The sequence below is a fragment of the Brevundimonas sp. TWP3-1-2b1 genome (assembly GCF_049896165.1).
Lineage (GTDB): Bacteria > Pseudomonadota > Alphaproteobacteria > Caulobacterales > Caulobacteraceae > Brevundimonas > Brevundimonas subvibrioides_B.
On the sequence record NZ_JAFCTT010000016.1, the window covers coordinates 57583 to 76358 of the forward strand.

Consider the following 18776-nt stretch of genomic DNA (forward strand, 5'->3'; position numbering starts at 1 on the left):
AGCCGATGCCGCCTCGGGCGCCGCCTTCTTTCGCACGAAAGGAGGCCCCATTGACCCTCACACTACCGAACTGGACCTGGGATTATCTGGAGACCGTCTTCGAGGACCTGGCGCAAACACCGGCCGAGAAAGCGGCCGTCCTTCACCTGGTCGCGGTGACGCGCGAGATGAGCCCATTTCTCTCGAAGCTCGATCTGCTGCGCGAGATTATCTGCATCGGGCTCGTACTGTTGCCCGATCACGATCGGCCACCGAGCGCGGCCAATCTTCGACCGTCGAGTACCGCCGCGTCGGGCGGGATCTGCTAATGGTAATCGCCCTGACGTGCGGCATCGCCTTCCTGCTCGCGGGAGCCATCGGCGCGACGCTGATGATCCAGCACCTTTTGCACGCGGCGGATCAAGCCCAGCAACTGCGTTGATCCGCCTTCCAACAAGCGAAGTCCACCATGACCCCCGCCAGGCGGGAGAAGGAGCCCCCATGCAACGACGTGAATATGGACAGAAGCTGGCGACGGCCCTGTTCGAGACCGAAGACGCCATCGATGCAGCCCTGGAAAAGGCGGCCCACCTCATCGCCGCGATGTCTTCCATTCGCCGCGAGAACAACCTGTCCGCCGTCCTCGGCAGCCACGCCATGACCGGCGTCACCGGATCCGTCCGCTCGCTCGGCAAGGCGCGGGACCAGATCGTCGCCGCGCATCACGCACTTCAGACGGCCGCTCCGCAGGTCGGACTGGGCAATACCATCATGCAGGGCACGGGTGTCGGAAAGCCCGACGAGAGCCTGCCGCGTCCAACGGGTCTCAAGGTCGCCGCTTGATGCTATGCTCGCGGTTCGCCTCGACGGCGTATCGCGAGCCTCGGCATGTTCAACGACAATGTCCTGTTCCTGGCCACGGCCGCCCAGATCGGCGGTGTGATCCTGAACATCCTCGTGTGCGGCGCGGCCATCTGGAAAGGAGCGCACACCGAACGGGTCGCGGCTATTTCGATCGTGATCGCCTCGATCCTCTCGCCACTCGTTCAGAATTGGACCGACTGGACCTCGCCGCAGTGGAACATCCTCATCATCGACGCGGCGAATCTCGGGGTGTTTCTGTATCTGCTCGTCAGAACCCACAGGGTGTGGCTGCTGTTCGGCTGCGCGTTCCAGCTCCTGGCGATCCTCAGCCATATGGGCATGCTGATCGATCCGAGCGTCGTGGCGCGCGCCTATATCTCCACTCTGTATCTCATGTTCTACGGCCTCATGATCGCCCTGGCCGCCGGAATCTGGGAGGGTCGGCTACGCGATGCGCGCGCGCGAGTTGCGTCGGCCGAGCGGAATGTTCTAGCTTGATCCCATGACCTCCGCGACGCCAAACCCGATCGATATTGCCGTGGGCCAACGGGTTCGCGCCGTGCGCGAACTGCGTGGTCTCACCCAGACCGATCTGGCCAAGGCCACGGGCGTGACCTTCCAGCAGATCCAGAAATATGAGCGGGGCACCAACAGAGTGTCGGCCTCGCGCCTGATGCTCATTTCCCATGCGCTCGGACAGCCGGTGAGCACCTTCTTCGAGCCGGACGAGCCGGGGGCTCGGGATGGTCTGGACCTGTTCGCCGTGAGCGGCTCGAAGGCCTTGCTCGAGGCTTACGGGCGAATCGAGACGGCGGATCAACGCCGCATCGTCGTGGCGCTGGCGCGTTCGCTCGCCAGCGACCCGGCCGCCTGACTCAAACAGACCACACGGCTGCCCCTGCCGCCGTTCAGCGAGACGTCCTCGCAGGGTGGTCCTGACGCGCCGCTGCGTAGGCGTTGCTCGGTCTGGCGACGATGTCGATGAGCGTACCCATCGAGTCATCGACGTCGATGAGGTGAAGGCCCCAGCTCGGATCCAGACGGGTGGTCCGGATGCTCTGGCCGCCCAGGTCGTCGGTCCCGGGATCGGCTGACGTCCCGGCCGGGCGAAACCATGATGGGCGCGCCGAGGATCAGTGCGGAGACGATCTGTTCCTGGGCCGTTTCGCCGTCGATCTGTTGCGTAATCAGGCCGGTGATCATGGCTACACCCTGGCTTTGGCCGATGAGGACCCAGGACGATGGGAAGACCGTCGAACAGGAGTCTGAGGAACACGCCGGGCCGGGCGAGAAGGGGGTGACGCTGGACGCCGCCGCCAATCTATTTTAGGCTTAAAATATGTTGTCGCGCAGGGCCGTCAAAAGGATCGCCGTCGTCGGGGCCGGGCCCGGGGGGCTCTACCTCGCCATCTCGCTGAAACTGCGCGACCCGTCGCTGGATGTGGTGGTGCATGAGCGCAACCGGCCGGACGATACCTTCGGCTGGGGCGTGGTCTTTTCCGACCAGACCCTGGCCAATCTGAAGGCCAGCGACCCCGAGACCGCCGCGACCATTGAGGCCGCCTTCGTCCACTGGGACGACATCGACGTGCATATCCATGACCAGACTGTCCGCTCGGGCGGTCATGGCTTCGCCGGCATCGGGCGGCAGCGCCTGCTGACCATCCTGCAGGACCGCGCCCGCTCGCTGGGCGTCGATCTTCGGTTCCAGAGCGAGGTCGCGGATGTCCGCGCCCTGGACGCCGATTTGATCATAGCCGCCGACGGGTTGAACAGCCGCGTTCGCAACGAAACGCCTGAGGTGTTCGGCGTCGATGTCGATGTGCGGCCCAACAAATACATCTGGCTGGGCACGACCCAGGCGTTCGATGCCTTTACCTTCGCCTTCGTCCAGACGCCGCATGGCTGGATCTGGGCTCATGCCTATCAGTTCGAGCCGGGGGCCTCGACCTTCATCGTTGAATGTTCGGAGGCGACCTGGCGGGGTCTCGGTTTCGACGGGATGGATCAGGACCAGACCTGTCGCGCGGCCGAGGTGCTGTTCGCCGGGTGGCTGGGCGGTCATGCGCTGATGAGCAATGCGCGGCACCTGCGCGGATCGGCCTGGCTCAACTTCTCGCGCGTGGCCTGCGCCAACTGGCGCGACGGCAAGGTGGTGCTCCTCGGCGACGCCGCCCACACGGCGCATTTCTCGATCGGATCGGGCACGAAACTGGCGTTCGAGGACGCCATCCGACTGGCCCAGGCCCTGACTGAACCAGGAGATCTTGAGGCCGGCCTCGCCGCCTATGAGGCCGAGCGCCGCGTCGAGGTGCTGAAGCTGCAGAGCGCCGCCCGCAACTCGACTGAATGGTTCGAGACCGTCGACCGCTACGTCGATCTCGACCCGCTACAGTTCGCCTACAGCCTGCTGACCCGCAGCCAGCGCGTCAGCCATGAGAATCTGCGCCTGCGCGACCCTGCCTTCCTGACACGGGTCGAGCGCTGGTTCGCCGATCAGGCCGGGGCTCCGCTCACGGACGATCCCCCCGCACCGATGTTCGCGCCCCTGCGGCTGCGAGGTCTGACCCTGCCCAACCGCGTGGTCGTTTCGCCCATGTGCATGTATTCGGCGGAAGACGGGACGGTCGGCGACTTCCACCTCGTCCATCTCGGCGGCCGGGCGCTGGGCGGCGCGGGACTGGTCTTCACCGAGATGACCGACGTCTCGGCGGACGCCCGGATCACGCCCGGATGCGCCGGGATGTACCGCCCGGAACACCGCGACGCCTGGCGGCGGATCGTCGACTTCGTCCACGCCCAGGGCTCGCGCATCGCTATCCAGCTGGCCCATGCCGGCCGCAAGGGCTCGGTCGAACGGCCCTGGGGTCCGCGCGCCGATCAACCGCTTGAGGACGGCTGGCCGCTGATCGCCGCCTCCGCCATTCCGTGGTCGGACGAAGATCAGACCCCGCGCGAGATGACCCGTGCCGATATGGACCGCGTCCGCGACGACTTCGTCCGCGCCGCCGGCTGGGCCGACGAGGCCGGCTTCGACATGGTCGAGCTGCACTGCGCCCACGGCTATCTGCTGTCGTCCTTCCTGACCCCTGTCTCCAACCACCGCATAGACGCGTACGGCGGCTCACTGGAGAACCGCCTGCGCTTCCCGCTCGAGGTCTTCGCCGCCCTGCGCGCCGTCTGGCCCGACGACAAGCCGATGTCTGTCCGCCTGTCGGCCACGGACTGGGTCGACGACGGCCTCACCTCCGAGGACTCCGTCGCCATCGCCCGCGCCTTCGCCGACGCGGGCTGCGACCTTATCGACGTCTCGGCCGGCCAGACCTCCGAGCACGCAAAGCCGGTCTATGGCCGCATGTACCAGACGCCGTTCAGTGACCGCATTCGCAACGAGGCGGGGGTGGCCACCATGGCGGTCGGCAACATCTATGAGACCGACCACGTGAACAGCATCCTGGCCGCCGGCCGGGCCGATCTGTGCGCCCTCGCCCGGCCGCATCTGGCCGATCCGAACTGGACCCTGCGCGCCGCCGCCGAACTGGGCTGGCGCGGCATCCAGCCCCCCCTTCAATACCGCGCCGGCTTCGCCCAGCTGGCCCGGAACATGGAACGCCAGTCGCAGGCGGGACCGGTATGAGCGGCGCGCTGGACGGGCGCCATGCGGTGGTGACGGGCGCCGGGTCCGGCATCGGTCGCGCGACCGCCGAACGCCTGGCCGAGGCGGGGTGCCTCGTCACCCTGATCGGCCGCCACATCGGCCGGCTGGACGAGAGCGCCGACCGCATCGGCGCCGCCGCCTTCGCCGCCCCGGCGGATGTGACCGACGCCGAAGCCCTGGCGGCCGCTATCGAGGCCGGGCGGGACCGGTTCGGGCCGATCGACATCCTGGTCAACAACGCCGGCGGGGCGTCTTCTGCGCCCTTCCTGAAGACCGACATCGCCGACCTCCGGGCCATGCTGGCCCTGAATCTTGAAGCGCCCGCCGAGGCCGCGCGTCTGGTCCTGCCGGGAATGCTGGCCCGCCGCTGGGGCCGAATCGTCAACGTCGCCTCGACAGCGGGCCTGAAGGGCTACGCCTACGTTTCCGCCTATGTCGCGGCCAAGCACGGGCTGGTCGGTCTGACCCGGGCGCTGGCGCTGGAGGTCGCGAGCAAGGGCGTCACCGTCAACGCGGTCTGCCCCGGTTTCACCGACACCGATCTAGTGGCGCGATCCGTGGACGCCATCGTCGGCAAGACCGGGCGGACCGGGGACGAGGCGCGCGCGGCGCTGGCCGCCTCCAATCCCCAGGGACGGCTGATCACGCCCGACGAAGTCGCCGCGACGATTGTCTGGCTGTGCGACGGGGCAGCGTCCGGCATCAACGGCGCGGCCGTGCCGGTGGCCGGGGGCGAACTGTGAGCGCCGCCACCCCCCTGCCTGACAGACTGGGCGGCGCGCCGGACGGCAAGCGGTCGCTGAGGCTGTGGCTGCGAATGCTGACCTGTTCGACGGCGATCGAGCAACGTGTTTCCCAGCGGCTCAGGGACGAGTTTGGCTCGACCCTGCCGCGTTTCGACCTGCTGTCGGCGCTGGACCGCGCGGGCGAAGCCGGCCTGACCATGGGCGAGGCGTCCCGCAAACTGATGGTGTCCAACGGCAATGTCACCGGCCTGGCCGTGCGGCTGAGAGCGGACGGGCTGATCGAGGCCATGGACGGGCCGGACCGGCGCGTGCAGCGCCTCCGCCTGACGTCGCTCGGCCGATCGCGCTTCGCCCTGATGGCCGAAGCGCACGAACACTGGATCGAGGCCCTGTTCGCCGATCTGAGCGAGGCCGAGGCCGAAGATCTGACCCATCTGCTGGAGCGCGCCAAACACTCGCTCCACGCCGTCACCCCTGAGGATCTGAACCGATGAAGGCGCGCGACTATCGGCCCGAGCATTTCCTGTGGTCCGTCGATGACGACAGGGTGGCGACCCTGACCCTGAACCGGCCTGAGCGGAAGAATCCGCTGACGTTCGAGTCCTATGCCGAGATGCGCGACCTGTTCCGCGCCCTGATCCAGGCCGACGACTGCAAGGTCATCATCGTCACCGGCGCAGGCGGCAATTTCTCGTCGGGCGGCGACGTGCACGAAATCATCGGTCCGCTGACCGAAATGGACATGCCGGCCCTGCTGACCTTCACCCGAATGACCGGTGATCTGGTCAAGGCGATGCGCGGCTGCCCCCAGCCGATCATCGCGGCGCTGGACGGGGCCTGCGTCGGGGCCGGGGCGATCATGGCCATGGCCTCGGACCTGCGGATCGCCACGCCGAAGACGAAGACGGCCTTCCTGTTCACCCGCGTCGGGCTGGCCGGTTGCGACATGGGCGCCTGCGCCATCCTGCCCCGCCAGGTGGGCCAGGGGCGGGCGTCGGAACTGCTGTTCACCGGCCGGGTCATGACCGCCGAAGAGGGCGAACGCTGGGGCTTCCACAACCGCATCGTCGAGGCGGAGGCCTTGATGCCGACGGCCCTTGAACTGGCGCTGGCTCTGGCGAGAGGACCGACGTTCGCCCACGGCATGACCAAGAACCAGCTCAACATCGAATGGGACATGAGCCTGGACGCCGCCATCGAGTCCGAGGCCCAGGCCCAGGCCATCTGCATGCAGACCAACGACTTCCGCCGCGCCTACGAGGCCTTCGCCGCCAAGCGCGAGCCGGTGTTCGAGGGGAACTGACCATGGCGGACCGCACCTTTCTCGACTGGCCGTTCTTCGACGATCGCCACCGCGCCTTCGCCGCCGCCATTGAGGCCTGGGCCGAGGCCAACGGCGACGCGCTGCATCTGCACGGCGATCATGATCTGGACGGAGATTGCCGCAGGATACTGAAGGCGCTGGCCGACGGCGGCTGGTTGCGCAATGCCGTGCCCGACGCGGACGGCAAGCTGGACGTGCGCACCCTGTGCCTGACCCGCGAGACCCTCGCCCGACGCTCGGGTCTGGCCGACTTCGTCTTCGCCATGCAGGGTTTGGGCTCCGGCCCGATCAGCCTGTTTGGGACCGACGATCAGAAGGCTCGCTGGCTGCCCGGCGTGGCGGCGGGCGAGACCATCGCCGCCTTCGCCCTGTCGGAGCCCGATGCCGGTTCGGACGTGGCGGCACTGTCCACCACCGCACGTCGCGACGGGAACGGCTGGGTGCTGGACGGGGTCAAGACCTTCATCTCCAACGGCGGTCTGGCCGACCGCTATGTGGTGTTTGCCCGGACCGGCGAAGGGGAGGGCGCGCGCGGCCTCAGCGCCTTCGTCGTCGACGCCGGTACGCCGGGGTTCGAGGTCGTGGAGCGCATCCCGTTGATGGCGGCCCACCCTCTGGCCACGATCCGGTTCACCGCCTGCCGCATCGACGGCGACCGGATACTGGGCGCGCCGGGCGAGGGGTTCCGCATCGCCATGGCGACGCTGGACGTGTTCCGCTCCACGGTCGCGGCGGCGGCGCTGGGCTTCTCGCGCCGCGCCTTCGACGAGGCGGCTTCACGCACCGTCGCCCGCAAGCTTTTCGGCGCGCCGATGAGCGACCTGCAACTGGTCCAGGCCGCTCTGGCTGACATGGCGTTGAAGATCGATGCCTCGGCCCTGCTGATCTACCGCGCCGCCTGGCTCAAGGATCAGGGCGCGCCGCGCGTCACCCGCGAGGCGGCCATGGCCAAACTCTACGCCACCGACGAGGCCCAGCAGGTCATCGACGCGGCGGTACAGCTGTTCGGCGGCCTCGGTGTCGTCTCCGGCCATCCGGTCGAGCGGCTGTATCGCGAGATCCGCGCCCTGCGCATCTATGAGGGCGCGTCCGAAGTGCAGAAGATCGTCATCGCCCGGCAGGTTCTCGCCGGGATGGGTGGAGGCGTCTGATGGGGGCCAGCGGACACATCGACCGGTTCGTCATCGACCACCTGCCTCCCGCGGACCAGCGGTCCGACCTCATCTTCGACCTGCCGGAGCTCGCCTATCCCGAGCGGCTCAACGCCGGAGTCGAACTGCTGCGCCGGGCCATCGCCGCCGCTGGTCCCGACGCCCGCGCGCTGATCGACAGTGACCATGAGTTCTCGTGGACCCGGGTCGACGCCATCTCGGACCGGATGGCGCGGGTGCTGATCGAGGACATGGACCTGGTGCCCGGCAACCGCGTCCTGCTGCACGGTCCCAACAGTTCCTGGACCGTGATGGCCTGGTTCGCCGTCCTGAAAGCCGGCGGCGTCGTGGTCGCCACCATGCCGATGCTCCGGGCGACCGAACTGGCCACTGTCATCGACAAGGCCCAGGTCAGCCATGCCCTGGTCTATCAGATGTTCAGTGACGTGGTTGCCGAGGCGTGCGCCCTCGCCCCGTTGCTGACGCGCGTGATGGACTCCGCCGCGCTGCAGAACGCCGCGCAAGCCCTGCCGCCTGGCGTCAGTTTCACCGCCGTCGATACGGCCGTCGACGATCCTGCCCTGATCGCCTTCACCTCTGGCACCACGGGCAAGCCCAAGGGCTGCGTCCATTTCCACCGCGACATTCTCGCCATGGCCGACACTTTCGGCCGCCACATCGTCGGCCTTACGAGGGACGATATCGTGGTCGGCACGCCGCCGATCGCCTTCACCTTCGGCCTCGGCGGGCTGGTGGTCTTCCCGGCCGCCGCCGGCGCCGCGACCGCCTTCCGCGACCGGCCCGGCTTCGACGCGCTGGCCGAGACGGCCGCGCGCTGCAAGGCCACCGCTCTGCTCACTGCCCCGACCGGCTATCGCGCCCTGCTGAAGCTGGCCGGCGACCACGACCTGTCCAGCCTGAGCACCTGCGTCTCGGCGGGCGAGGCCCTTCCCGCCGCCACCTCCGACGCCTGGCATGAGGTGACGGGCGTCCGCATCATCGACGGCATCGGCTCGACCGAGATGATCCACGTCTTCATATCGGCGCGCCGCGGCGACATCCGCCCCGGCGCGACCGGCAAGGCTGTGCCGGGCTATGAGGCTCGCATCATCGACCCCGCGGGCCAGCCTCTTCCACCCGGCGAGACCGGACGGCTGGCGGTTCGCGGCCCGACCGGCTGCCGCTATCTCGATGACGACCGCCAGGCGGCCTATGTCCAGGACGGATGGAACCTGACCGGGGACGTCTACCGGCTGGATGAGGATGGCTATTTCTGGTTCGTCGCCCGGGCCGACGACATGATCATCTCGTCCGGCTACAACATCGGCGCGCCCGAGGTGGAGAACGCCCTGCTGCGTCACGCCGCTGTGGCCGAGGCCGCCGTGATCGGCGCTCCGGACGAGGAACGCGGCCAGATCTGCAAGGCCTTCGTCGTTCTGAATCCAGGCATCGATCCGTCCGCGGACCTGCGCGACGAACTCCAGACCTTCGTGAAAGGCGTTATCGCCCCCTACAAATATCCCCGCGCGCTCGACTTCGTGGAGAGCCTGCCCAAGACCCCGACCGGCAAGCTGCAACGTTTCCGGCTCAAGGAGACCCTATGACCGCCGCCCTGTCCGGCCAGGTTTTCGCGGTCGAACGTCGCGTGCGTTTCGCCGACTGCGACGCAGCGGGCATTGTCTTCTTCCCGCGCTATTTCGAGATGCTGAACGGCGTGGTCGAGGACTGGTTCGCCCAGGCGCTCGGCGTTTCCTTCCGCGAATTGCACATGGACCGGGGCGTCAGCGTTCCGACGGCGGCCATCGAAGCCCGGTTCATCGCCCCGTCACGGCTGGAAGACGCCCTGACCGCCACCCTGACCGCGACCCGGCTGGGCGGTGCGTCCTGCGACCTGCGCCACCGTTTTCATGCCGGTGATGTGCTTCGCTTCGAGGCGACCCAGACCCTCGTCTTCGTGGGCACCTCGCTGAAACCCGAACCCTGGCCCGACGAATTGCGTGCCGGCATCGCACCCTTTCTGGAGACCATCGCATGAACCGCGCTCTGCTCCCCGAAGGCTGGCCCCGGCCCAGGGGTTATTCCAACGGCGTCGCCGCCGAGGGCCGGATGGTGTTCGTCGCCGGCCAGATCGGCTGGACGCCCGAGGGGGTCTTTCCGGACGGCGGGTTCGTGCCCCAGGTGCGTCAGACCCTCGTCAACACCCTGGCGGTCCTGGCCGAGGCCGGGGCGGGGCCAGAGCATGTCGTCCGCATGACCTGGTATGTCGTCGACAAGGGTGAATACCTGTCGGCGTTACGCGAGGTCGGAGCGGTCTGGCGCGAGCTGATCGGACCCCACTATCCCGCCATGGCCGTGGTCGAGGTCAAGGGCCTGATCGAGGACGCAGCGCGGGTGGAGATCGAGAGCACGGCGGTCATCGCTGACTGATCCAGAGGGCGCGCGGTGAGTCAGCCCAACGCCAGCTTTTTCCTCCTGAACAGCCAGACCGCGACGATGCTCGCCGCGCAGGTTTTCGGCGGAACTCAGCGCACCAGCCAGCGCGATCCGAAATAGCCGGCCACCGCCGCCGTGCTTGCGAGGAAGGTGCCCCACGCCATGTCGACCAGGGTGATGGTCATCGACCAGCGGGTCAGGGTCGCCTGGTTGGTCAGGTCATAGGTCGCATAGGCGACGAGCCCGATGACGGCGCCGTTGATCGCCGCGCGCTGCCAGGAGCCTTGCTGCAGCGCCGGAACGGTCGCCAGGAAGGTCACGCCGGACAGGAACAGAAGGTAAAAGGCGATGGCAGGCGGCGGGTCGAAGGATTTTCTCATCCAGTCGCCCAGCACCGGGCGATAGAGGCGGTCGCCCATCATCGTCAGCCAGACGGCGTCGAGCGCCAGCATGACGACGGCCGAAGTGCCGAAAGCAGCGAGGTAACGCATCGGTTCAGATCCCCTTCAGGCGGTAATGGCTGACGCCCCAGACTGTTCCGTCGCTGTGGCCAAACAGGCCGGCCGTCGCCATGAAGAAGCGGCGCCAGCGTCGCATCCAGAGAGCGTGATCGACGCCGTAGACCGCCTTCATCAGACCCCGGATCTCGTCGACGTTGTTGTCGAAATTATTCAGCCAGTCGTCGGCCGTGCGCTGGTAGTGGGTCCCGCTCCAGCGCCAGTCCTGCTCGACCTCGAACAGGTCGGCGTACTGGCGGATCAGGTTGTGGCTGGGCATCACCCCGCCGGTGAAGAAATGCTGGGCGATGAAGTCGGCGTCGTCCGAGACCTCGAACCGGTAGGGGGCGTCGATGTGGCTGAAGACGTGCAGGAACATCCGCCCGTCCGGCTTCAACCAGGTCCGGGCTCTGGTCAGCAGGGCGCGCCAGTTGGCCATATGCTCAAACATCTCCACCGAGACGATCCGGTCGAAGGTCCTGTCGAGATCGAAGACGTTCATGTCCGCGGTGACGATGGTCAGGTTCGTCAGGCCGCGCGCGGCGGCCTCGGCGTCGATGAAGGCCTTCTGGCTGCGGGAGTTCGACACGGCCGTGATGGCTGAGGCGGGATAGTGTTCGGCCATCCACAGCGACAGCGAGCCCCAGCCGCAGCCGAGCTCCAGGATCGCCTGACCGTCCTTCAGCTCCGCGTGTTCGCAAGTCATCCGCAGCGCCGACGCCTCCGCATCGTCGAGCGTGGCGTCCGGCGTCTCGTAGAAGCAGCTGGAGTATTTCCGGTGCGCGCCGAGGCAGAGCTGGAAGAACCGTGCGGGCAGTTCGTAGTGCTGCTGGTTGGCGGCGTCCGTGTGCTCGGCGACAGGCCGGTCGGCCATCTCGCGGGCGAATCCGGCCTCATCTTCGGGAGCGGATGCGTATCCCTTGCGCGCGGTCGCAACCAGAAGCGCGATGGCGGGGCGGGTGATGAAGTCGGGGAAGGGCGCGTCCTGAAGTTTGTTCACGCGTTGGGCGAGGAGGCTCATAGGTGTGGTCCTTCAGGTTCAGCGCTGGATCAGCTGGCGGGTCGGCAGGCCGAGCTCGACCATCCGGTTGCGCAGGCGGGTCTGTTCAGCCGCGCTCATGGTCGGGCTGCGCGAAAGCAGGGCAGGGAAGCGGCCGTCGGCCGTCGTGGCGATCATCCAGCTGTAGTCGGGGGCGACGTCGATGACCCAGTAGCGCTGGCGGATCAGGCCGGCGAAGAAGCTGGCCTCGAACTTGGCGTTGGTCGAGGTGTCGGTGACGCGGGCGCGCGTGTTGAGGGTGGTGACGCGACCGTCGCGAGCGCCCCGGTGACAGGTCTGGCTGATCGAGAAGTCATTGGGCGCGCGCCGGCTCCAGACCTGGCTGGCGGCCCAGCAGTCGCGCTGATGGTCGTTCGGCGTGCGCAGGATCTCGTGCCAGCGCCCCATGAAGCGGTCGAGGTCGATCGTGCGTCTGGGTTCCGGCGCCTCTGCTGATGCGGCCGTGGCGATTATCAGAACAAGGGCAGCCGCGAGCGGCAGGGCCAATCTAGGCATGTCGGGTTCCGGTGGAGGTTTCGGACGGTCCCCCGACCGTGACGGGATGGGAGGGCGTGACCCCGCCGCGCAGACGCAGGCCCTTGAGAAGAAGGCGAACCGCCTCCCAGTGGATCCCGGCGATGACCTTGAGCGTGAGCAAGGGATGGCCGAGCCAGGCGCGGCGCAGGTTGGCGTCGGTGATCTCGGAGCGGAGGCCCGAGAAGCCGGTCAGCAACAAGGGACCGTTGGCGTCGTCCACGGTGATGGAGACGCGGGCGATCTCCGCTGCCTCGCTCTCCGGCGGATCAACCTCGAACCGGTAGGTCAGGTCCATGTCCATGAACGGCGAGACGTGGAAGGCCTTCTCGACCGACTGCCGCAAAGACCCCGAGGCGCCGCCGACCGGCATCAGATAGGCGTGGCGCCCGCCAAAGGTGTTGGACACCTCGTAGAGGATGGCGCTCAGCCGGCCGTCTTCGGCATGGCAGAAATAGACGCTGAGCGGGTTGAAGGCGTAGCCGAGGATCCGGGGCAGGGTCAGCAGTTGCACCCGCCCGCCGGTTGCGAGGCCCGCAGCGCGCATGCGCTGTTCGATCTGGACTTTCAGAGGCATGGCGGAGCCGTCGCCGTGATCGCTCTGTCGCAGGCTCATCAGGCCGAACCGCCCAGACCCGAGCCACCGCAGACGGCCGACCAGATCGTCCCATTCATCGAGGTCGATCAGCAGCATGAACAGCCGATAGCGCAGCGCATGGACGCGGGGCCGCAGGCGGCGGTGGAACACCGGGCCCGAGTAGATTCCCGATCTCAGGCCCGTGATCATCGGTCCGCCAGGGCCTCGAGGGCGGGGATGGGCATGGGGATTCGGTCGCTCTCGTTCGGCACGCTCCAGGGCCTGCGAACGCCGCCAATATCTTCGGCGACAGCCAGACCGGCCTGGAGACCGTCCTCGTGGAAGCCCGAGCCGAACCAGGCGCCGCAGAACCAGGTGTTGTTCCGTCCCTGCAGCGAGCCGAGGCCGCGCTGGGCCAGCATCGCATCCGCGTTGAAGATGGGGTGATCGAAGTCGCGGTCGGCGAGCACCAGGGCCGGATCTGGCTCACGCTCGGGGTTCAGGGTCACGAAGAGTTCCGGTCCGGAAAGCCCCTGCAACAGGTTCATCCAGTAGGTGACGCTGGCGGCGCCGCCCGCATCGGCCCGGCCGGCGCCGACGTAGTTCCAGGCGGCCCAGGCGCTGCGGCGGCGCGGCATGAAGCTGCGGTCGCGGTGCAGGACGACGCGGTTGCGACCATAGGCCATGGGCTGGAGCAGGCGCTGCTCGTCGCCGCTCGGCTGAGCCAGCAGGGCCAGGGCCTGATCGGAGTGGACGGCCAGAACAACCGCGTCGAACCGTTCCGCGCCACGGCGGGTATGCAGGGTCGCGCCATCGGCGCCGCGCTCGATGCGGGAGACCGGCTCGTTGAGGCGAACTTCTCCCCGGAAATCGGCGGCGAGCGCCTCGACATATCGACGGCTGCCGCCCGCGACCGTGCGCCAGGTGGGCTCCATGTCGACTTCGAGCAGGCGATGGTTGCGATAGAAGCGGATGAAGGCGGCGGCCGGATAGTCCGCCATCTGGCGCGGCGTCGACGACCAGATCGCGGCGGCCTGGGGCAGCAGATGCAGGTCGCGGAAGCTGTCGCCGTATTTGCGATAGTCCAGGTAGCGGCCCAGCGAGCACAGCGACCGATCCAGTTCAGCCAGGTCGCCGGCGGCGGTCCGGTGAAACCGCTTCAGATCCATCAGCATGCCCCAGAACCGGGGGCTGGCGAGGTTGCGCTTCTGGGCGAACAGGCCGCGCGCGCCATGGCTGGAGTATTCGAAACCGCCCGCGTTCATCGAGACGGCGAACGACATATGCGCCGCCTTGCTCGCCACGCCGAGATGGTCGAGCAGGGCCGTAAAGTTCGGATAGTTCGGCTCATTGTAGACGATGAAGCCGGTGTCCACCGCGATGGGTCCATCCGGCGACGGCGCGTCGACAGTGCAGGAATGACCGCCCAGCCTGTTTTCCGTCTCGAACAGCACGACCTCGTGGCGCCGCGACAGCAGCCAGGCGGCCGAGAGGCCGGCGATGCCCGCACCCACCACCGCGATGCGCCGCTTCGGGCCGGTCGTTGCGTCGAGGGTGCGGTCGAACATTGAGCTGCCTGTGGTCGAACTTTGGGCCTGTGCAACTACGCGCGGACGCCCGCTCCGGATGCCGATCGGCGATCAGTCTCGGGAGAGGGTCATGTGGACGACGTCGGTCCGCCCCGAGCGGAACCCGGCCTCGCAGTAGGCGAGGTAGTAGCGCCACAGATTATGGAATCGCTCATCCTTGCCCGCGGCGGAGCCGGTATCGAAAGCGACCCGCCAGCGGCGAAGGGTTTCCGCATAGTCGGCGCCGAAGCGGCGAACCACCCGTCCGTCCAGTCCGGCGGCGCCGACAGCCCGCGCCAGCCGGGTCTCGGACGGCAGCATGCCGCCGGGGAAGACGTACATCTGGATGAAGTCGGGTCGCCGGCGATAGGTCGCGAGCAGGTCGTCCCGGATCGTGATGATCTGCAGGCCGGCGCGGCCGCCGGGCGCGAGCCGGGCGCGGACCGTCTCGAAGAAGGTCGGCCAGTAGGCCTCGCCCACCGCCTCGAACATTTCGACGGAGACGACGCGATCGAAGGCCCCCTGGACGTCACGGTAGTCGATCAGCTGGATCGAGACCCGGTCGTCGAGCCCGGCCTGGGTGATGCGCTGCTCGGCGAAGGCTTTTTGGGAGGGCGACAGGGTGATGGCGGTGACGCGAACACCGCGCTCTGCTGCCAGATATTCTGCGAACCCGCCCCAGCCGCAGCCGATCTCGAGAACCGACTGACCCGGCTGGATGTCGGCGGCGTCCGCCAAAGCGGCGTATTTGGCGTGCTGGGCGGCTTCCAGCGCCTGGTCCGGCCCGGTGAAGAGGGCGGAGGAATAGGTCATCCCCCGGTCCAGCCACTGGGCGTAGAAATCGTTGCCGAGATCGTAGTGGGCGACGATGTTCCGCCGCGAGCCCTTGCGGGTGTTCGACGAGAAGGCATGGCGGATCGCGTCGATCGCGCGTGCGACCGGATTGCCGCCCACAAGGCGGCCGAGGTGGTCGTAGTTGTCGGCGAAAGCCAGGAGCAGGGCAGGGAGGTCCGGCGTGTCCCAATCCCCGGCCACATAGCCTTCCGCAAACCCGATATCCCCGCGCTTGAGCATCCGCGAGAACGCTCGCCAGTTCCGGATACGCCACACGACGGCCTGGGACGACCCGGGGCCGACCGCCAGCGAGCGTCCCGCAGGATCGACGATCACAAGGCGGCCGACCCGCCACAGCGAAGACAGGGCTCCGATCAGGGGGACCACCCAGGGCGGCCTGGCTTCGCTGTACGAAGCCGTCTCGATCACGCCCGGTGTGTCGGTCATCGTCTATCCCAGTTGGCCGCTGAGGATGATGCAATGACCCCGTGGCACGCAGGACGTGCGGTGGATGTCATCACGCCGCGCTCGGCTGAACCCTGTAAGCTACGCGAGCACGGGTGGGCCGGATGCGGCTCAGCTGGTAACCGGGGCCGGGAAACTGTCAGGGTTGATGGGGCGAACGGCCCCTGATGCTGTCAGTCTATAGCCAAAAGGTCTCCGGCAAAATCTCATCTTCCCACGCACAAGTGGACGGGGTGACGCGGCTCTCGACGTAGCCGACCCGCATATCCGCTGCCCTGATCGAGGAACGCGTCGCCGGGCGCCGGCACGAGCCCTTTAAGGGTGCAGATCTGCGCGGAGATCGGATCGTGACCGCCTACGTATTGTGCGCGTCGGCGTAACCCCGTCAGATTTTGGTTGAAGGCTGCGGGGTCTGACGCACGGAGCTTGACTATCGCCGCCGCGCACAGGTCGCGTTTTGCGGGCCCATTCCTCCGGCGGCGTGCCTATAAGGCGGCCCATCGCACCGGAGCTGAACCCATGGCTGTCGAGACCGTCTACATCATCCAGGCTTATGTCCAGGGGCGCGGAAAAGGCCTGAAGGCTGAGCCGCAGATGGGCTGCACGTCCGCTGAGGAAGCCCGCCGGAAAGCCGAACGTCTCGCGCCGCTCCGACTGGGCGTGGTTGCGTTCGCCGTCTCGGCAGACACCGAGATGGGTGATTATGACGAGAATCCCACAATCCTGTTCAAGGCAGGCCAACTTCCGCCGCCATGGAACGGGGAATAGGCTATGGGGGAGCCGCTACGTTATCCCCCCCACACGCCTTCGCCGAGATTCACAATGATGACAGACCCTGAACGCATCGATGCGCTCCTCGACATGGTCGATCCTGATCGCGTGGCGAACGTAAGCCGGGGTCCAGAGCTGGCCGTGCTGGGGCTCGCCGTCGCCAAGCCAAGGGGGGGGTATCAACCCACAAATGCTGGTTGGGTGATGATCGGCAATCGCGGCAGAGCTTTCCAGCCTCAAAAGTAGCTGCCCGACCGAGGCGCTGGGGGGCGCTGTCAGGCCAACGCCAACTCATCTCCGCCAGGGGCGGATTCAGCGGCTGACGGGGCTAGTGTTTCGTAAGCCGGTTTCGCCGGCGAAGATAACCGGCGAAATTCGCCTTGGCAGACCTGGCTTGTCAGCCCTCATCGGCGAATTGTTCGCGCCATGCCCGTAGTCCAAGCCAGACCCCCGCCAACACAAACGGGGTGAGCAAGCCCGCGCCGAGTGTGGCGTCGAACTGGGTCCATACGCGCTCCAGCCCCTTCAAAGGTAACAGCATCAGGCCAACGGCATAGTAGGCGATCGCCACCGTCGACAGACCCTCGACTGCCTGTTGCAGCCTCAGCTGAGCTCCGGCGCGGCGGTCCATCGACGCCAGCAGGGCGGCGCTGGTAGCTTCGGCGGCGACTTCGACGCGGGTGTTGAGCATCTGTGTCATGCGGGCGATCCGCGCGATGGCTGCACGCTGACGTTCCGCCACCGCGTCGCAGGTCCGCATCGCCGGGTCCAAACGACGCTGCATGAACTCGCCCAGCGTCAGAAGACCCTCGATGTGATGCTCGCGCAGCCGCTCGATCCGCTCGCGAACGAGGCGGTGATAGGCCGCGGCTGCGTCAAAGCGGAAATTCGTACGACTGATCAGCGCCTCGGTTTCGCCGGCGACAGCCGCCAGTCGATCCAGCAACAGCCGGTCGGCATCTGGATCGGCATCTTCGGCGAGTTGATGAGCGAGGTCCGCCGCCGTGGCCTCGATGCAAGAGAGGGCCGCGGCCGACTCCCCGGCGACGGGAAAGGCAAGAAGAGCCATCAAACGATAGGTTTCGACCTCCAGCAGGGTCTGAACAAGTCGCCCGGTCAGGGCACCGTCGCCGACGTCGTCGGATAACAGCAAAAACCTCGTCATGCCTTCCGCATCGGGTCTGAAATCAGTCAGAACAAGGGTGTCGCTGTCGACCAGTCGGCCACCGGTGACGCCGACGGCAAACAGGGCTGTGCCGGCAGTCACATCTGTGTGGCTCCAAACCTCCAGCCTCGTCGCGACCAGCACGTCGCCGGGCCAGGCTCCGAGCCAGTCAATCGGCACCATGTCGAGGGCGGTCTCGGCGAAGGGCGCCTTGTTCACGGGCGAGCGGAAGAAGGTCCAGGTCGAAAACTCAGTGTGGCGCTCCCATCGCAGACGCCATGTCCCGGCTTCAAGGCCGCACCAGCGGGCTGTGGGGCCCGGTTCGGCTTGCCCAAGGCGGCGGCACAGGGCGGCCATGTGGTCGCGGTCGCCTTGCTCGCCAGCCTGACCTGAAAGTGTGGCGATGCGCGTCACGAGCGCCGGGCCGACCAGTGGTGTGAAGGGGCGGGCGTGAGCCTCCGCCAGCAGAGCGTCGCGCTGCGGGTGGTAGCGCCAGTTCGTCGATATTCCGGAGACCATCCAGCAGCAGGCACCCGAGCGCAACTTCCCGTCAAGGCGACGTTTGAGCACAGACGCGTGGCGGTGCTGAAGGGCGGTGGGGTAGGGCGCTTTCGACTTGGCGAAGTTAGCCTGACAGCGCCGGCTTGGCGCCGATGACGCGTCGGTCACGTGGAAACGGTCACGCCCCACGCGGGGATGAACGAGGGCGCCCATTCAATAATGCTCAAGGCAGAAGGCGAAACGCTCGTTCCCCGGTTGGCAGCGATTGCCGACCAGCACGACGCTGCAGTCTTCGCGACTCTGTCAAAGGACGATCGACAAGCCATGGAGCGGATCCTCCGCGGTCGGGTGGAGCAGGGTGGCCTGCGACCGATTTCGGGGCGTCGCTGACGGCAGACGGCAGGTGGGGGCAGGAGTCCGCGTTGCGGCCATCTGGACCTCCGCAGTCTTTTTTCGGCGGAACACGAAATGGCCGCTTGACCGGAACGCCGCCCCCGCCTAAATCCCCGCCTCCGCCGGACACCGGCGTTAAACAGTGTGCCCCGGCCCAGCCGGTCTTGGTCTTTGACATTGTTGATTTGGAAAGAGAAACGCAGGCGGCGGTGTTCTAGCGATGACCAGTAATGGTCATTACGATGATACTGACACTCTGCGGTCTTTTTGAAAGATA

The 18776-nt window shown here is 67.2% G+C and carries 21 protein-coding genes; 13 read left to right on the top strand and 8 right to left on the bottom strand.

The genetic code is table 11. The annotated features are described in order from the left end of the window. Positions 1-50 precede the first annotated feature (50 nt). The 4 genes from ACP7AB_RS14395 (at position 51) to ACP7AB_RS14410 (ending at position 1717) form a co-directional block, all read left to right on the top strand. Entirely contained in the window at positions 51-308 is a 258-nt protein-coding gene (locus ACP7AB_RS14395; RefSeq protein ID WP_425992580.1) for a hypothetical protein, read from the top strand. Positions 309-480: 172 nt separating this feature from the next. Continuing rightward, positions 481-822: a hypothetical protein gene (locus ACP7AB_RS14400; protein ID WP_425992540.1), complete on the top strand. Its 342-nt coding sequence runs from the start codon at positions 481-483 to the stop codon at positions 820-822. A 45-nt stretch (positions 823-867) separates the two neighbouring features. Continuing rightward, complete coding sequence (locus ACP7AB_RS14405) at positions 868-1341, top strand: hypothetical protein (protein WP_425992542.1); 474 nt, start codon at positions 868-870, stop codon at positions 1339-1341. Positions 1342-1345: 4 nt separating this feature from the next. Further along, a complete protein-coding gene (locus ACP7AB_RS14410) occupies positions 1346-1717 on the top strand; it encodes a helix-turn-helix domain-containing protein (RefSeq protein WP_303694874.1) in 372 nt (123 codons plus the stop codon). A gap of 125 nt (positions 1718-1842) precedes the next feature. Here the strand turns inward: ACP7AB_RS14410 and ACP7AB_RS14415 are convergent, their stop codons facing one another. Next, entirely contained in the window at positions 1843-2163 is a 321-nt protein-coding gene (locus ACP7AB_RS14415) for a DUF3089 domain-containing protein (RefSeq protein ID WP_425992544.1), read from the bottom strand. Positions 2164-2182: 19 nt separating this feature from the next. Between ACP7AB_RS14415 and ACP7AB_RS14420 the strand changes: the two genes are divergently transcribed. The 8 genes from ACP7AB_RS14420 to ACP7AB_RS14455 are packed head-to-tail and all read left to right on the top strand — an operon-like array spanning position 2183 to position 10149. Beyond that, positions 2183-4480 carry a bifunctional salicylyl-CoA 5-hydroxylase/oxidoreductase gene (locus tag ACP7AB_RS14420; protein ID WP_425992546.1) on the top strand — a complete coding sequence of 766 codons (2298 nt, stop codon included), beginning with the start codon at positions 2183-2185 and terminating at the stop codon, positions 4478-4480. After that, positions 4477-5244: an SDR family NAD(P)-dependent oxidoreductase gene (locus ACP7AB_RS14425; protein ID WP_425992548.1), complete on the top strand. Its 768-nt coding sequence runs from the start codon at positions 4477-4479 to the stop codon at positions 5242-5244. Before ACP7AB_RS14420 ends, ACP7AB_RS14425 begins: the two co-directional genes overlap by 4 nt. Further along, positions 5241-5741: a MarR family winged helix-turn-helix transcriptional regulator gene (locus ACP7AB_RS14430; RefSeq protein ID WP_425992550.1), complete on the top strand. Its 501-nt coding sequence runs from the start codon at positions 5241-5243 to the stop codon at positions 5739-5741. The genes ACP7AB_RS14425 and ACP7AB_RS14430 overlap by 4 nt, the downstream gene beginning before the upstream one ends. Beyond that, a complete protein-coding gene (locus tag ACP7AB_RS14435) occupies positions 5738-6550 on the top strand; it encodes an enoyl-CoA hydratase family protein (RefSeq protein WP_425992552.1) in 813 nt (270 codons plus the stop codon). Before ACP7AB_RS14430 ends, ACP7AB_RS14435 begins: the two co-directional genes overlap by 4 nt. A gap of 2 nt (positions 6551-6552) precedes the next feature. Then, positions 6553-7722, top strand: a complete 1170-nt coding sequence (locus ACP7AB_RS14440; protein ID WP_425992554.1) for an acyl-CoA dehydrogenase family protein — start codon at positions 6553-6555, stop codon at positions 7720-7722. Further along, a complete protein-coding gene (locus tag ACP7AB_RS14445) occupies positions 7722-9326 on the top strand; it encodes an AMP-binding protein (RefSeq protein ID WP_425992556.1) in 1605 nt (534 codons plus the stop codon). Before ACP7AB_RS14440 ends, ACP7AB_RS14445 begins: the two co-directional genes overlap by 1 nt. Further along, on the top strand, positions 9323-9757 hold the full coding sequence (locus ACP7AB_RS14450; protein WP_425992558.1) for an acyl-CoA thioesterase: 435 nt from the start codon (positions 9323-9325) through the stop codon (positions 9755-9757). Before ACP7AB_RS14445 ends, ACP7AB_RS14450 begins: the two co-directional genes overlap by 4 nt. Then, a complete protein-coding gene (locus ACP7AB_RS14455) occupies positions 9754-10149 on the top strand; it encodes a RidA family protein (protein WP_425992560.1) in 396 nt (131 codons plus the stop codon). Before ACP7AB_RS14450 ends, ACP7AB_RS14455 begins: the two co-directional genes overlap by 4 nt. 95 nt (positions 10150-10244) lie before the next feature. On the opposite strand, the gene ACP7AB_RS14460 is transcribed toward ACP7AB_RS14455, so the two are convergent. From ACP7AB_RS14460 to ACP7AB_RS14485, 6 genes are all read right to left on the bottom strand, one after another. After that, a complete protein-coding gene (locus ACP7AB_RS14460) occupies positions 10245-10646 on the bottom strand; it encodes a DUF2177 family protein (protein WP_425992562.1) in 402 nt (133 codons plus the stop codon). A 4-nt stretch (positions 10647-10650) separates the two neighbouring features. After that, a complete protein-coding gene (locus ACP7AB_RS14465; RefSeq protein ID WP_425992563.1) occupies positions 10651-11673 on the bottom strand; it encodes an SAM-dependent methyltransferase in 1023 nt (340 codons plus the stop codon). Positions 11674-11691: 18 nt separating this feature from the next. Further along, positions 11692-12207: a lipocalin family protein gene (locus ACP7AB_RS14470; protein ID WP_425992565.1), complete on the bottom strand. Its 516-nt coding sequence runs from the start codon at positions 12205-12207 to the stop codon at positions 11692-11694. Continuing rightward, complete coding sequence (locus ACP7AB_RS14475) at positions 12200-13012, bottom strand: DUF1365 domain-containing protein (RefSeq protein WP_425992566.1); 813 nt, start codon at positions 13010-13012, stop codon at positions 12200-12202. The genes ACP7AB_RS14470 and ACP7AB_RS14475 overlap by 8 nt, the downstream gene beginning before the upstream one ends. Further along, positions 13009-14370: an NAD(P)/FAD-dependent oxidoreductase gene (locus ACP7AB_RS14480; protein WP_425992568.1), complete on the bottom strand. Its 1362-nt coding sequence runs from the start codon at positions 14368-14370 to the stop codon at positions 13009-13011. The genes ACP7AB_RS14475 and ACP7AB_RS14480 overlap by 4 nt, the downstream gene beginning before the upstream one ends. A 72-nt stretch (positions 14371-14442) precedes the next feature. Further along, positions 14443-15651, bottom strand: a complete 1209-nt coding sequence (locus ACP7AB_RS14485) for a class I SAM-dependent methyltransferase (RefSeq protein ID WP_425992570.1) — start codon at positions 15649-15651, stop codon at positions 14443-14445. 537 nt (positions 15652-16188) lie between these two features. On the opposite strand from ACP7AB_RS14485, the gene ACP7AB_RS14490 reads away from it, so the two are divergent. Then, positions 16189-16437 (top strand): hypothetical protein, encoded by a 249-nt coding sequence (locus ACP7AB_RS14490; protein ID WP_425992572.1) that lies wholly within the window; start codon positions 16189-16191, stop codon positions 16435-16437. 400 nt (positions 16438-16837) lie between these two features. On the opposite strand, the gene ACP7AB_RS14495 is transcribed toward ACP7AB_RS14490, so the two are convergent. Further along, positions 16838-18319 (bottom strand): DUF3422 family protein, encoded by a 1482-nt coding sequence (locus ACP7AB_RS14495; protein ID WP_425992574.1) that lies wholly within the window; start codon positions 18317-18319, stop codon positions 16838-16840. Positions 18320-18776 lie beyond the last annotated feature (457 nt).

Bases quoted from the DNA above. Each gene is read 5' to 3' on its own strand.
- ACP7AB_RS14470 (WP_425992565.1), bottom strand. From the start codon at position 12,207: ATGCCTAGATTGGCCCTGCCGCTCGCGGCTGCCCTTGTTCTGATAATC.
- ACP7AB_RS14455 (WP_425992560.1), top strand. From the start codon at position 9,754: ATGAACCGCGCTCTGCTCCCCGAAGGCTGGCCCCGGCCCAGGGGTTAT.
- ACP7AB_RS14490 (WP_425992572.1), top strand. From the start codon at position 16,189: ATGGCTGTCGAGACCGTCTACATCATCCAGGCTTATGTCCAGGGGCGC.
- ACP7AB_RS14495 (WP_425992574.1), bottom strand. From the start codon at position 18,319: ATGGGCGCCCTCGTTCATCCCCGCGTGGGGCGTGACCGTTTCCACGTG.
- ACP7AB_RS14465 (WP_425992563.1), bottom strand. From the start codon at position 11,673: ATGAGCCTCCTCGCCCAACGCGTGAACAAACTTCAGGACGCGCCCTTC.
- ACP7AB_RS14405 (WP_425992542.1), top strand. From the start codon at position 868: ATGTTCAACGACAATGTCCTGTTCCTGGCCACGGCCGCCCAGATCGGC.
- ACP7AB_RS14460 (WP_425992562.1), bottom strand. From the start codon at position 10,646: ATGCGTTACCTCGCTGCTTTCGGCACTTCGGCCGTCGTCATGCTGGCG.
- ACP7AB_RS14425 (WP_425992548.1), top strand. From the start codon at position 4,477: ATGAGCGGCGCGCTGGACGGGCGCCATGCGGTGGTGACGGGCGCCGGG.
- ACP7AB_RS14440 (WP_425992554.1), top strand. From the start codon at position 6,553: ATGGCGGACCGCACCTTTCTCGACTGGCCGTTCTTCGACGATCGCCAC.
- ACP7AB_RS14450 (WP_425992558.1), top strand. From the start codon at position 9,323: ATGACCGCCGCCCTGTCCGGCCAGGTTTTCGCGGTCGAACGTCGCGTG.
- ACP7AB_RS14400 (WP_425992540.1), top strand. From the start codon at position 481: ATGCAACGACGTGAATATGGACAGAAGCTGGCGACGGCCCTGTTCGAG.
- ACP7AB_RS14475 (WP_425992566.1), bottom strand. From the start codon at position 13,012: ATGATCACGGGCCTGAGATCGGGAATCTACTCGGGCCCGGTGTTCCAC.
- ACP7AB_RS14480 (WP_425992568.1), bottom strand. From the start codon at position 14,370: ATGTTCGACCGCACCCTCGACGCAACGACCGGCCCGAAGCGGCGCATC.
- ACP7AB_RS14485 (WP_425992570.1), bottom strand. From the start codon at position 15,651: ATGACCGACACACCGGGCGTGATCGAGACGGCTTCGTACAGCGAAGCC.
- ACP7AB_RS14410 (WP_303694874.1), top strand. From the start codon at position 1,346: ATGACCTCCGCGACGCCAAACCCGATCGATATTGCCGTGGGCCAACGG.
- ACP7AB_RS14445 (WP_425992556.1), top strand. From the start codon at position 7,722: ATGGGGGCCAGCGGACACATCGACCGGTTCGTCATCGACCACCTGCCT.
- ACP7AB_RS14435 (WP_425992552.1), top strand. From the start codon at position 5,738: ATGAAGGCGCGCGACTATCGGCCCGAGCATTTCCTGTGGTCCGTCGAT.
- ACP7AB_RS14420 (WP_425992546.1), top strand. From the start codon at position 2,183: ATGTTGTCGCGCAGGGCCGTCAAAAGGATCGCCGTCGTCGGGGCCGGG.